This is a genomic window from Pseudoalteromonas sp. NFXS53 (assembly GCF_056629255.1).
This window is the reverse complement of sequence record NZ_JBWVBR010000021.1, coordinates 34393-47537: the sequence shown is the minus strand read 5'-3', so window position 1 is coordinate 47537 and position 13145 is coordinate 34393. Positions and strand designations below refer to the sequence as shown.

The window sequence follows — 13145 nt, the reverse complement described above, 5'->3', positions numbered from 1 at the left end:
CGCAATACACATAAAAACGGCCCATTCGGGCCGTTTTCTTTTATCAAACTCAGTTAATACTTTTCATTTAAAAGGGTTTGTAGCTCATCAATTTGCTCAGGCGTTAATTTAGTTTCTTTCAGTAATGACGTGATCAACTTAAACTCATGATCGCCCTCACCGTCTGCACCAAACGAGAACTTAAATACTTTAGGCGCTTTAGTTGGCTTAACGGGTTTTGGAGCACCTGGCGGTAACGGTGGCTCTGGTGGCAGGTGAAGTGTAAAGTCTTCACTATCATGCTGTACAAATACCACTTTGTTTACTTCGCCATCTTTACTTAGCTTTTGAACCACCTTATCTGCAAAGATGGTGACTTTATTTTCATTTAGGTCGATTTGTTCGAGCACTTCCTCTACTTTCTCTCGAGTTTCATCAGGTAAATCAGCCAACTTTTCAACAAGCACTTCACTGTTCAGATCTGCTTTATCAAGCTTAATGACTCGAACATCACTGTTGTGCCCTTCACTCACCATCACTTTTACATCATCATGAATTTGTTTAACTTTAATCACATGATGTGTTTCTTTTTCTGTGGCGTAACTGCTGGCCGCAAAAACAATACCGACAGCAGCAAGTGCTTTGGCGACTTTTTTATACTTAATGGTTGAAAACATGGTCTTCTCCTTATGGTGCGATTTATACACGCTAAAATAAAATGTCGACCTAGATATTGAAAAAGGCATGCCAAGTAACTTTTTATAATATTTTCATGGCGTTACTAATTTTGCTTGGAAAAGCCAATGAAAAATATCCTGATATCAGGATATGAAAAGGCCGATATCGGGAATGTTTAGTTGATGAAATCTAACAGTTACAAAAAGTACTGATTAATCTAATTATTTTCATAGACTTACAAACCACTTGCGATCTAGCACTTTGGAATGCATCTTGTAATAAGTGCTGTAGAGGTAACTTAAAGATCTATTTAGGAGAGGGTGTGACAATTAAGCGCTATTTTATTTTAGGCATTTTGGCGATATTTCTTTTGCTTGCAGTGAGCCAAACTTTACTGGTCTTACATTTTAAATCACAAGTCAGTGCTGATATTACTGAACAATCTAAAGTGATCACTAAGCAACTTATTGGTAAAGCTCGAGAAGGTATAAATAACATTGTACAGGGTCTTGGCACTGATGCTCCCAAAGTAGTCATCATCTCTGATCAGATCACTATTAGTAATTCACCCACGTTACCACCTCCACCTCCTAAACCCAATACCCCATTAAGTGCCCCCAAGCCACCTGAGAGCCCCTTACCTGCCCAACCTGTAAGACCTCAAATAAACATTAAAACTGAAGTGCTACAGAATGAGCTTAACTCGGTATTTGTTCATTTCGAAGACGAAAACAAAATAAAGCAAGTCATTATGAAAGAACATAATGATCAAACCCAAAGCCAGAGTTTTGAACGATTTACGTCACTCATTTTATGGAGCATCGCCTTATCAACACTGATTGCCATTGCGCTTATGCTGTATTTTGTGCATCGCCTTACCCAACCAATCACTGCACTCAAGCAAGGCTTCAATGATTTATCAAACGGTAAGCTAGGCACTCAACTGCCAGCACAAGGCGTGGGTGAAATTGCAACTTGCATTGACAGCTTTAATGCCACCAGCAACAAGCTTGAGCAACTCAATCAGGTCGAAAAACAATTACAACAACAAAAACAATTGGCGGAACTCGGCGAACTCAGTCGCGCGATTGCCCATTCTCTGCGAAACCCATTACATACTTTAGGCCTCACGCTTGAGCAATTTTGGCAAAGCCAAGACATCCAACTCAAGGACAACTTAAAAACCATTGCGGATAATAAAATTACCCACTTGAATAAGAGCATCAGTGCCTTATTGCAACTTAGTAATCAGCAATCTTCTAGAGCACAAATCGTACCTATTGCTGCGGTACTTCAAGATATTCAGCTCGAAGTAGGCCAACTCAATTTTGACCTTGATATTCAAGTAGCTGACAACTTGTCTATACAAGGTTCTGAATCTGAGATCCGCGCTATGTTACATACTTTGCTGATCAACGCCATTGAAGCGCAACAGGCCAATCAAAACACCCAAGCAATTGAAGTAAAAGCCTATAGTGAAGAAAGTATGCTGTATGTGGAAGTTGCAGATCATGGCGGCGGTTTTGACGAACATATTCTTGCTCAGCTATTTGACCCCCATGTGAGCAGCAAAGCAGATGGCGCGGGCATGGGCTTGTATTTAGCCAAACGCTTAGCAGAACTTTACTATGAAGGTGATATAAAAGTTCAAAACATACAAAATGGCGCACGTGTTACCTTACAATTAGCGCAGCCATCGGTTGAAGAAGGAGCAGTTCATGACTAAACCACAGCCTATCTTGTTGGTTGAAGACGACCAGGCTCAAAACACACTCATCAGCGCCATGTTAAGTGCCGCGAACTATCAAGTTTATAGCGCTTTTAGTGTTGAAGATGCCATCGTCACCCTTAAAAATCACGCAGACATCGAACTCATTTTTACCGATTGGAAGCTAGGAAATCTATCGGGCATGGACTTAATCAAATATGTCCGCGCACAACAAAAGCACATAGGCATTGTCGTCGCCACCGCCTATGGCTCAATTGAGCATGCCGTTGAAGCCATCGAGCTCGGTGCCGATGACTACTTGAGTAAACCGTTTCAGCGCCAAGAGTTATTGTTGGCACTCGCCAAAGCCAATAAGGCTAATCAGTTACGCCTTGCCAACCAGCAACTCAGCTCGCAAATAAGCGAGCAAAACCAGTTGGTCGATATCATTGGTCATGCTCCGTGTATGCAAAAAGTCTTTCAGCGTATAGAGCGAGTCAGTGCCACCAGCGCCACGGTGTTAATCAGTGGAGAAAGCGGCACTGGTAAGGAGCTTGCTGCGCGCGCGCTTCATCAACTTTCAAATCGTAGTAAACAACCCTTTATCGCCATTAACTGCGGCGCTATTCCTGAGAACTTAGCCGAATCAGAACTATTTGGTGCACTTAAAGGTTCATACACTGGGGCAAACCAAGATAAACTCGGTAAATTCGCCGCAGCCAACAAGGGCACCATATTTTTAGATGAAGTGGCAGAGCTGAGCCTCAATGTACAAACTAAACTGCTTCGCTTACTACAAGAAGGTGTGGTGACACCGGTAGGTGATACCAAAGAGCATAATATTGATGTCCGAGTGCTTGCTGCTAGCCATAAAAACCTGCAGCAAATGGTACTAGATGACTTATTCAGAGAAGACTTATACTACCGGTTAAATGTGGTACCGTTACATATGCCACCACTGCGTGAGCGACAAGAAGATATTCCACGCTTAATCGAGCACTTCCTCAAACGCTTTAGTCAGCAGTATGGTATTGAAGCTCCTCAGCTAAGTAGCACACTACTAAAACACCTTCTCAATTTTAATTGGCCCGGCAATGTGCGACAACTCTCCAATTCTCTAGAACAGTTTGTACTGTTACAAGATGAAACTGAGCTAAAAACTAACCTAAGTAATACTGCAAACAGCACACAAACCAATGCACTGTTTACCCTGCCAAGTGAGGGGTTAAATTGGGACGAATTCGAGAAAGATTGCTTACAGCAAACTCTTAACAGAGAAAGCGGCAATAAGACCCAAGCTGCCAAACTATTGGGGATTAGCTACAAGCAGTTTTTATATCGCCTAGAAAAGCATAATTTAAATTAAAACAGATCGTATTGCGCACCACAGCACTATTAATAACAAAGTTCATTGGGAGTAACAACTTGGATTCAGTCACGCAAATTTTACTCGGCAGTGCCGTGGGCTACGCTACTTTAGGCAATAAACTTGGTCGTAAGTCATTGCTTGTAGGCGCGGCATTTGGCACCCTGCCCGACTTAGATGTACTGATAAACTTTGGAGGTGACGTCGAAAACTTTGTTTATCACCGCAGTTTTAGCCACTCCTTAATTATTCAATTGCTGTTGAGTCCAATCATTGCATGGCTCATTGCAAAAATGCACTGGACAAAATCTGTGTCGCTGACACGCTGGTCTGTTGCCATATTTTCAATCATGAGCACCCATGCCCTGCTCGATACCTTTACGGTATATGGCACACAATTACTCTGGCCTTTGAGTCATTATCCATTTGGCATTTCCAGTGTGTTTATTATCGACCCCATGTATAGCCTGCCTTTACTATTTGCGTTTGTTGCCCTGTGCTTTGCTCGTGCAAAACCCTATGCAAGTAAAATTAACTCCACCGCACTTGTATTGAGTTCGCTCTATCTGACTTGGAGCCTTAGTGCAAAATGGTTTATCGACAATAAAATAAAGCAGGCTTTAGACAAGCAAGCCATTACTTTCAACCAAGTCGAAAGTACCCCTTCTCCATTTAATACTCTGCTGTGGCGCGCCGTGGCAACCACTGAGCAAGGCCATTATGAGATTTATGCATCAGTCTTTGATTCAGTTGATGAAGTAGATATTCGATTTTATAAAACCGAAAATCATGTCCTTGATACCTTGAGTGAAGACCAACGTATTGCCTTACTACAAAGTTTTACCAAAGGCCTATACGGGGTTTACCAACAAGATCAGACTTATGTTTTTAGTGATTTAAGAATGGGCTTAGAAGGTTTTTATGTGTTTTCTTTTGAGATAGCCAAGCAGTCTGAAAGTAGCATTAAGCCAAGCGATTTCAGACAGCTACAAAATCGCCCTCCGCTTAGTCGAGCAAGCCTAGTATTCGATAGGATCACAGACCCTAATGTAGATTTGTCGCGACTTAAAGCTGAGTAATCAATTAGAAACACCAATACATTTTTAAAAGCGAGCCATTGCTACTCTTTAAGCAAAGAACCATATAGTTTAAGTGTTTTCTCAACGGCACCTTGCAAAGTTAAGTTAGCAGAAATATCTTGCTGTAAAAGTTCTACTTGCTGCTGATAATATGCTGGGTTTTCTAGATATTTAGAGATTTGTTGGATCAAACCTTGAGGCGTAGGTGCAGGAAAAGTGGTCGGCTCGAAGTTATTTGACATCAAGGCCGAAAAGTTTTCTGTTGTAATTGGCTCGCCAAGATTATGAACATTGACAGGCAATACAGCCGTATTATTACATAACGCGTCCATCGCGGAACGAGCGCAAGCTAGTGCAAGACCTGCTTGCTGATATTCTAGACCAAGCTCAGATGTGTACCCTCTAAAGTCAATTACCTGCTTGCCTAATGAAGAGTTAGTTTGTTCTATCAGCTCTTTTAATTCTGACGAAAACTTCCCTTCACCGAAAACCAGTAACTTTACATCATTATTTTGTTGATATAACTCTGGCAAGACATCATTAATCAACATAGTTAAAACCGCAAAGTGTCGTTTATCGATACGGCTTCCATACATTAAAGTCAAAGGTTCTTTATTTTTGCTAAGAGAGTAAGGACGTACACCATTTAAAATAAGTGACGAATTTTGATGTAGCTTTGGATATTTCTTAGTCTGCTCATAGGTATTGCTGCGAACACAAATTAACTTTTGAACCCAACGACGTATCATAAATGAACGAATATCATATTTGAGCTGGCCATGTATCGTTGCAACATTCGGTGTGCCTGTTAGCTTTGATGCTATAACAGCGAGTGAAATACCTAACCTTTGATGACCGTGAACGATGTCAATTTTCTGCTCTTTGATTATCTTTTTAATAAAAAATAAGTTTTTCAAATAATTAATATCATTCACTTTTAGCGCATAATGTTTCACTTGAGGCACCAGATGCTCAGTTTGCCCCCCCGCGTTTGATATCAGAACAACATGATGTCCACATTCTGCTAGCTGATTTGCGAGATCACACACATGAACCTCTGCACCACCCATATGAAAGTTTTTCGTAATCAGCAATATGTTTCGTTTTTTCATGGTAGACAGAGCTTCCTCACGTTGATGACATCTAGGCTATACGCCATGTTACTTTGGCAAAATAATGAAATTAGGCCTCAAAGCTAAACACAATACTTTCATCGCTATTGTGTTTTCATTTCAGCGCCAAGTAATCAAGTAAAAGGAGTATATCCCACCTTATTAAATCAAGAAAACCAATACGTTCTTTCTGATCAGTTTAAACTCAAAGCTTTAAGTTAATGACGCATATAGCATTCCAAACCGCGTTCACAAAAATCGATTGAAACAATCAAAACAATCCATTTTATTTAATGAGTCAAACCCACTATCTTAGTTACCAAGCAAAGGGGCACAGCAACAGGATGCCCCAAACGATGTAAATACAAACTAACTAAGAGAGTAAACATTATGACTACTTCATTGATCAACACACAAATCAAACCATTCAATGCAACGGCTTACCACAATGGCGACTTCGTTGAAGTAAGTGAAAAAGACCTACTAGGTAAATGGTCAATTGTATTCTTCTACCCAGCTGACTTCACATTTGTATGTCCGACTGAGCTAGGTGACCTTGCTGACCATTACGCAAAGCTTCAAGACATGGGCGTTGAAGTTTACTCAGTATCAACTGACACACATTTCACGCACAAAGCTTGGCACGATGCGTCAGACACAATTAAGAAAATCCAATTCCCAATGATTGGTGACCCAACAGGTCGTATTACACGCAACTTCGGTGTAATGATTGAAGAAGAAGGTTTAGCACTTCGCGGTACTTTCGTTATCAACCCTGAAGGCGAAATCAAAGTAGTTGAAACACACGACCTAGGTATTGGCCGCGCAGCGGGTGAGTTAGTTCGTAAAGTACAAGCAGCTCAGTACATTGCAAGCCACGATGGTGAAGTATGTCCTGCTTCTTGGCAGCCAGGCGAAGAGACATTAGCGCCGTCACTAGACCTAGTTGGCAAAATCTAACTATCCGTCATCTTTCGCACTGCACCAGCCTTGGCTGCGTGCAGCACGAAATCTCTAGGATATTCACTGAGTCAGTTAAAGGCTGTTACAGCAACAGCCTTTAATAAGCAAAAATAAATAGGACAATCACCATGCTAGACCAAAACATTAAAACGCAATTACAAAGCCACTTTGCTGCCATTACCGATCCTATCGAGCTAGTGCTTGCCCTAGATGACAGCAACAAATCAAACGAATTAAAAAGCTTAGCAAACGATTTAAGTTCATTAAGCACACATATCACAGTGTCAGAACAAAGTGATGCGACCCGTGCACCGAACATGTCTGTGCGCTCACTTAAGCGTAATACACACATCGATTTTGCGGGCATTCCTATGGGTCATGAGTTTACCTCATTGGTATTGGCACTGTTACAAACAGGTGGACACCCAAGCAAAGCCTCTGAAGATGAGCTTAGCATCATTGATGGCATTACTGAGCCATTAAACTTTGAAATCTATATATCTCTGAGCTGCCAAACATGTCCACAAGTGGTTCAAGCACTGAATACGATGGCGGCCAGAAACAGCAATATTAAAGCGACCATGATCGACGGCGCACTGTTCCAAGATGAAGTCAACGCACGCAACATCATGGCTGTACCGAGTGTATTTTTAAACGGTGAGCAATTCTCACAAGGCGCGGTATCACTGAGCGATATTCTCAATAAACTAGACACTGGCGCGGCGGCTAAACAAGCCGAGAAGCTCAATGAAAAAGACCCATTCGACGTACTGGTTGTCGGTGGTGGCCCTGCAGGTGCATCGGCAGCCATTTATGCCGCACGTAAAGGTTTAAATACCGGTGTCGTCGCCGAGCGTTTTGGTGGCCAAGTTGCCGATACCCTCGCCATTGAGAACTTTATTTCAGTTAAAGCCACTGAAGGGCCAAAGCTGGTTGCACAACTTGAAGAACACGTTAAAGAATACGATGTCGATATTATGAAAGGCCAACGCGCTGCGGGTATTTCTCGCGGAGACTACATCGAAGTACCCCTTGAATCAGGAGCGACGTTAAAAGCGAAGTCAGTGATAATGGCAACGGGTGCACGCTGGAGAAACATGAATGTACCAGGCGAGCAAGAATACAAAGGCAAAGGCGTTGCTTACTGCCCACACTGTGACGGCCCATTATTTAAAGGCAAACCAGTTGCGGTGATCGGCGGCGGTAACTCAGGTATTGAAGCGGCAATTGACCTTGCCAACATTACTTCGCACGTCACTGTATTAGAATTTGCCGACACATTACGTGCTGACGAGGTGCTTATTCGCAAAGCCAACAGCTTGCCAAATATCACCATCATCAAGAATGCCCAAACCACCGAAGTGCTTGGCGATGGTCAACGTGTAACAGGGTTAAGCTACACCGACCGCGTATCGGGTGAGCAACACCAAGTAGATTTAGCGGGTATTTTTGTACAAATCGGCTTAATCCCGAACAGTGAATTCTTAAAAGAGACCGACGTACAACTAAGCCGATTTGGTGAAATTGAAGTCGATAAACACGGCGCCACCAGCATGAGCGGTGTGTATGCTGCGGGCGATGTGACTGACTCTGCCTTTAAGCAAATCATTATCGCCATGGGTTCAGGGGCAACCGCCAGCTTAGGGGCTTTTGATTACCTTATTCGCCACAGCGATGAATCACAAACCGAAGCAAGCGCAGCGTAATAAACTAAATAGCTACACAAAAGCAACGATTTACTCCTAATACTTGCGCTACCCAAACTAATTGGTGAGACAGCAAGGCGGCAATCGAACTTATCCCCTTGAGCTTAGTAGGCTAAGTGATTGGGTCGGACTGGCGTCCCAGTAAGTGAGAGTAGGTAACGCTGCTGACTCTTCAAGAAGGAAGGGTAAATACACCCAGCAAGTCAAAGCGGCCTTTAACCTCGGTTTCAGGCCGCTTTCTTTATTATTAACCCAAACCTGTCTACTTATTCCGCATTTGCACTGCACTTGGCTATACAAGTGTAAGGCCAGAGATTATGCTGTGCGGCCAAATTAAAGATGTTGAGGTGATGTATTATGAGCACGGCTTTTTCTCGTCGTTTTATGGAGCTGGTTGAGCAATTTGCTGGCGGAAACAAACGCCAATTTGCCATTTTAACAGGCAAGTCACCTTCGCATATTTATCGTATTTGTCGTGGTTTGAGTCGCCCTTCAATGACCTATCTTGAACACCTGTATGGCCTATTTAGTATCGACTTAAATTGGCTATTAACTGGCGAGCAACCCATCGACAAACCATTTTCATCAAGCCAAGATGAGCTATTAATGGTGCCACAGCTCGACGTTGAGGCCAGTGCCGGTTTTGGTAGCATGGGCGGCAGCGAAGATGTCACTGAGCAATTTGCGCTAAATAAGCGCTGGTTAAGCTCACAACTTGGTGTGCACAGTGACCGTTTGGCATTCGTGTCTATTCGCGGTGACAGTATGCTGCCAACCCTTGAGCATGGCGACATGGTGCTGGTTGATTTAAGCCAACAACAAGTCAGTCGTGAGGGTGTGTATGTGATCCAAACCCAAGATGGTTTAATGGCAAAGCGTTTAAAGCAAAAATCAGATCATATTGCTGTGGTGTCAGATAACGACGCCTACCCAAGCTGGCAAATAGATAGTCAGAACGCCGAGCAACACGGCGTGGCGGGTCGCATCGTCTGGTGTGGCCGCAGTCTATAACGACAAGCAAGCCGAACTGCTGAGCTGCAATTCGGCTTTTCCTGACAGGCGACTTACTCAAACCGCGCTTGGCTCTATGTTGTGCTTTTTAAGTAATTTATAAAAATCAGAACGATTGCGCTTGGCAATTTTTGCGGCCTCAGCCACATTGCCTCGAGTGATCGCGAGTGCTTTTTGCAAATACTCGTACTCAAACTGCACTTTTGCTTCGTTTAAACCAATAAATGGGGCGTCTATTTCTTCGGGTAACGCCTCATTGATCGTTTGCAGCGAAATAAGCTTACCCGGCGTAAGCGCCACCGCGTATTCAACCACATTATGTAATTGTCGAATATTACCCGGCCAAGGGTATTGCACTAATCTGGCTATCGCATCGCGGCTAAATGACTTGTCGGCAAACTTTGCCAAAAAGTGATTTGCCAACAGAGGAATATCTTCAGGTCGCTCTTTTAAACTTGGTAAGGTAATAGAAATAACATTAAGGCGATAATATAAATCTTCACGAAATGTGCCTGCTTCTACCGCTTTTTTTAAATCTTTGTGGCTGGCACTTAAAATTCGCACATTTATGGGAATTTCGAACTCTGCACCAACCGGTCTGATCTTGCGCTCTTGTAATACACGTAAAAGCTTCACTTGCAGATCCAACGGCATATCGGCAATTTCATCTAGAAATAAGGTGCCATTATCAGCCAATTGTGCCAAACCCACCTTATCTTTGGTGGCGCCAGTGAAAGCCCCTTTTTGATGACCGAACAATTCTGACTCCAATAAATTAGCGGGCATCGCGCCACAGTTAATGGCGATAAACGGGCCCTCACTCACTGCACTGGCTTTATGAATTGCCTGAGCGGTGACTTCTTTACCCGTGCCACTTTCACCTTGAATTAATATATTGGCCTGACTGCGAGAAATCGCCTCTAACTTATAGGCTAGCGTGTGCATTAAATCACTTTCATAGAATAACCCATGAAACTCACCGACCTTTTTCTCAGCACTTGAACGCCGCTCTAACACCCCGTCTAATAAGCGCTCTAACGCTGCGATGTCGATTGGCTTAGTTAAAAAACCCGATACGCCCGATTCGGTCGCTTTAATCGCTTCTTCAATTGAGCCATGGGCGGTCATGATGATCACAGGTAAGGCACTAAAGCGTTTATTGACTTCATTAAATAGTGCCAGCCCATCCATGTGCTCCATACGCAGATCGGTGAGCACCACATCAATGGCGTGCTTTTGCAAAATAGACAGAGCAAGGGTGGCGCGATGCGCTAAATGCACTTGATACCCTAAGCTTTCTAAGCGCAATGACAGCAACTCTGCAAAGTGCACATCATCGTCAACAATCAATAAATTTGTATTCGCCATCATCTACTCCTCATCGTTTAAGGGTTGCAGGCTTTGCTCTAAACGCTTGCGTTGCAACTGCGCGAGCTGTGCTTTTAAGGTATCTAATTGAGTCGTTACTTCGTTCAATTCTGCGGTTAAGCGTTTTACGGCTTTTTGCTGCACATGCAATGCGCCAGCAAGCTTTTGAGTGTGTTGGTTTTCTCTTTTCAGCAACGAAAAAAAATGTTGATACGATTCTGGCCAAGGTGCTTGTTTTTGCACCCGCTTTAGCGCAGCTAAACGGCTCGCGCTACTTTTTGCTCGGCAATAACGTTTAAAAAAGTCATGTAAATACGATTCATGCAAATAACTGTCGTTTTGCTGAAAGGACTGCTTCTCACAAGCTACTAAGTACCAAGACATCAATACCGATACGGGCGCATAACTAGGCAGTTGCACCACTGGCACTGTAGGCTCAATGGGACTTGGATCACTACTCAGTACGCAACCGGTCAGTAACCAAGGACAAATAAACCAAACTAATCGTTTCATATTAAGCCGCTCCTAGGCCAAATTTAATGGTGACATGACCACCTTGTTGAGCGCGAATGATCAGCGCACCTGACATCGCTTTACAGCATTCATGTGCAATTGATAAACCTAAACCACTGTGCATATGTGCCTCGTTGTTGTGTTGCTGATCAGCGCCTTTATAAAATGGTTCAAGTGCTCGACTTGCCGCCTCTTCATTAAAACCCTGCCCGTCATCGGTTACCACAAACTGATAACCGTCCGCAGCTTTGCTAAAACACACTTCAACATGATGTTTAGCAAATCGCAGAGCATTGCTGATCACTTGTGTCAGTGCCAGTTTGCAAGGTAAAAACGGCACACTTAATTGTTCTAAATCGTCTAATTGCCAACTCAGTTGCTTATGTTGTGCCATGGGTAAATCAGCAAAATACAGTTGCAGCTCAGCTTTTAACTCGCCGCAGGGTTTGTTTTGTTCTAGTTGAGTGAGCTTAGCGGTACCGCTAAATAACAATAAATCTTCAATCAGCGCTTTAAGCTGCATAGCGCTTTTGTCCATGATTGATAACACCCTAGTTTGCTGCGCATTTAATGCCCCGAGCACTTGCTCGTTGAGTAATGATGTACCTTCGACCATGGACGCAAGGGGGGTTTTAAGCTCATGACTGACATGACGCAAAAAGGTATCTTGCTCTTCATGTTGGCTTTTTAAACTCAATCTTAACCAGTTTAAGCGCGCGCCTAATTTAGCCAACTCGGCACTGCCCGATAATGCGATAGGTTTTTCCCATTCACCGACCCCTAGCTGATCAGTGGCTTTTTCTATGGCCGATAACTTGCTGCGAATTTTTACTAACAAACGAATACTCACCGCTGCCAACAAGGGCACCAATACACTCAATCCAATAAAAAACAACCATTGCTGCTGAGCAATATGTTCATCGAGTTGCTGTTGCGTTTGCTCTAAATCTGCCTTTAGCGTATCGGTTAGTTGATAATAATCTCGCCAAATTCTTGCAAATGTATCGTCTGATTTAGCGTGCAATTGCATGGTCTGTTGAAGCTGTTGCAAATCAGCAACAAAGCCTTCTGAGCGGGCATATTTTTTTAATGCCACGGCCATATTTTCAACTTCAAACCACTTATTTTCGAGAGTTTGAGTTAACTGACTGTCTTGTAATATTTGATTATTTTGCTCGGCGTCTTGCAGCGCTTTTAGGGCTTGTGAAACGGCCTTAAAATCCCGCTCAACCTGTTGAGATAGCTTGTAAAAGTCACGCATTTGTGAAGAAGACTGCTGCAGAGAAGAAGAGAACCACAAGGTCAACGCAATCAGCGGTAAAGTCGAAACAACAACCGCGAAAACAGCCTGGTGTACAAAAGAGCTAGAAATTTTTAATTTTTTTAAAATTACGCGCCACGCTCTGATCTTAGTTTTTAACCCTGCAGCCACTGTGCTCGTCCTTCGAAAGTTCACTTGTCGCTAAAAAGCAACAAGCTAAACATATGATTTTAAATGACAAATAAAAAGCCAACTCGTTTAACTGTTGCTATTTAGCAACACAGCAACTGAATCATTTCTGAATAAAACCCCACCAAAAAACATAAGCAACTGATAGTTATAAACTTTTTATTTTTGGCACCGTTTTTGAGTTATCTACTTCGACATTGACGAACACCACA

At 43.0% G+C, this 13145-nt stretch carries 11 protein-coding genes; 6 read left to right on the top strand and 5 right to left on the bottom strand.

Translation table 11 applies throughout. The features are described from left to right. Positions 1 to 53 precede the first annotated feature (53 nt). Positions 54 to 656 carry a hypothetical protein gene (locus tag AC1HJP_RS18595; protein ID WP_480363061.1) on the bottom strand — a complete coding sequence of 201 codons (603 nt, stop codon included), beginning with the start codon at positions 654 to 656 and terminating at the stop codon, positions 54 to 56. 323 nt (positions 657 to 979) lie between these two features. Here AC1HJP_RS18595 and AC1HJP_RS18590 point away from each other — a divergent pair, with 323 nt between their 5' ends. From AC1HJP_RS18590 to AC1HJP_RS18580, 3 genes are read left to right on the top strand one after another with little or no spacing between them, the layout of a single operon-like run. Further along, entirely contained in the window at positions 980 to 2383 is a 1404-nt protein-coding gene (locus AC1HJP_RS18590; RefSeq protein ID WP_480363060.1) for an ATP-binding protein, read from the top strand. Next, a complete protein-coding gene (locus AC1HJP_RS18585) occupies positions 2376 to 3731 on the top strand; it encodes a sigma-54-dependent transcriptional regulator (RefSeq protein ID WP_480363059.1) in 1356 nt (451 codons plus the stop codon). The genes AC1HJP_RS18590 and AC1HJP_RS18585 overlap by 8 nt, the downstream gene beginning before the upstream one ends. Before the next feature lie 59 nt (positions 3732 to 3790). Further along, complete coding sequence (locus AC1HJP_RS18580; protein ID WP_480363058.1) at positions 3791 to 4810, top strand: metal-dependent hydrolase; 1020 nt, start codon at positions 3791 to 3793, stop codon at positions 4808 to 4810. Between the two features lie 41 nt (positions 4811 to 4851). Here the strand turns inward: AC1HJP_RS18580 and AC1HJP_RS18575 are convergent, their stop codons facing one another. Beyond that, complete coding sequence (locus AC1HJP_RS18575) at positions 4852 to 5922, bottom strand: glycosyltransferase family 4 protein (RefSeq protein WP_480363057.1); 1071 nt, start codon at positions 5920 to 5922, stop codon at positions 4852 to 4854. A 390-nt stretch (positions 5923 to 6312) separates the two neighbouring features. Here AC1HJP_RS18575 and ahpC point away from each other — a divergent pair, with 390 nt between their 5' ends. The 3 genes from ahpC (at position 6313) to AC1HJP_RS18560 (ending at position 9602) form a co-directional block, all read left to right on the top strand. After that, complete coding sequence (ahpC, locus tag AC1HJP_RS18570; protein WP_480363056.1) at positions 6313 to 6882, top strand: alkyl hydroperoxide reductase subunit C; 570 nt, start codon at positions 6313 to 6315, stop codon at positions 6880 to 6882. Positions 6883 to 7013: 131 nt separating this feature from the next. After that, entirely contained in the window at positions 7014 to 8591 is a 1578-nt protein-coding gene (gene ahpF / locus AC1HJP_RS18565) for an alkyl hydroperoxide reductase subunit F (protein WP_480363055.1), read from the top strand. Positions 8592 to 8948: 357 nt separating this feature from the next. After that, a complete protein-coding gene (locus AC1HJP_RS18560) occupies positions 8949 to 9602 on the top strand; it encodes an XRE family transcriptional regulator (protein ID WP_480363054.1) in 654 nt (217 codons plus the stop codon). 57 nt (positions 9603 to 9659) lie between these two features. Here AC1HJP_RS18560 and AC1HJP_RS18555 read toward each other — a convergent pair whose 3' ends face one another. The 3 genes from AC1HJP_RS18555 to AC1HJP_RS18545 are packed head-to-tail and all read right to left on the bottom strand — an operon-like array spanning position 9660 to position 12915. Further along, positions 9660 to 10970 (bottom strand): sigma-54-dependent transcriptional regulator, encoded by a 1311-nt coding sequence (locus tag AC1HJP_RS18555; protein WP_480363072.1) that lies wholly within the window; start codon positions 10968 to 10970, stop codon positions 9660 to 9662. Positions 10971 to 10973: 3 nt separating this feature from the next. Beyond that, entirely contained in the window at positions 10974 to 11483 is a 510-nt protein-coding gene (locus tag AC1HJP_RS18550) for a hypothetical protein (protein ID WP_480363053.1), read from the bottom strand. A gap of 1 nt (position 11484) precedes the next feature. Then, complete coding sequence (locus AC1HJP_RS18545; RefSeq protein WP_480363052.1) at positions 11485 to 12915, bottom strand: sensor histidine kinase; 1431 nt, start codon at positions 12913 to 12915, stop codon at positions 11485 to 11487. Positions 12916 to 13145: the final 230 nt, after the last annotated feature.

What these genes read in the sequence shown, in the direction of transcription:
- AC1HJP_RS18550 (WP_480363053.1), bottom strand. Translation starts at nt 11,483, where the DNA reads ATGAAACGATTAGTTTGGTTTATTTGTCCTTGGTTACTGACCGGTTGC.
- AC1HJP_RS18555 (WP_480363072.1), bottom strand. Translation starts at nt 10,970, where the DNA reads ATGGCGAATACAAATTTATTGATTGTTGACGATGATGTGCACTTTGCA.
- AC1HJP_RS18575 (WP_480363057.1), bottom strand. Translation starts at nt 5,922, where the DNA reads ATGAAAAAACGAAACATATTGCTGATTACGAAAAACTTTCATATGGGT.
- AC1HJP_RS18595 (WP_480363061.1), bottom strand. Translation starts at nt 656, where the DNA reads ATGTTTTCAACCATTAAGTATAAAAAAGTCGCCAAAGCACTTGCTGCT.
- AC1HJP_RS18560 (WP_480363054.1), top strand. Translation starts at nt 8,949, where the DNA reads ATGAGCACGGCTTTTTCTCGTCGTTTTATGGAGCTGGTTGAGCAATTT.
- ahpC (WP_480363056.1), top strand. Translation starts at nt 6,313, where the DNA reads ATGACTACTTCATTGATCAACACACAAATCAAACCATTCAATGCAACG.
- AC1HJP_RS18585 (WP_480363059.1), top strand. Translation starts at nt 2,376, where the DNA reads ATGACTAAACCACAGCCTATCTTGTTGGTTGAAGACGACCAGGCTCAA.
- ahpF (WP_480363055.1), top strand. Translation starts at nt 7,014, where the DNA reads ATGCTAGACCAAAACATTAAAACGCAATTACAAAGCCACTTTGCTGCC.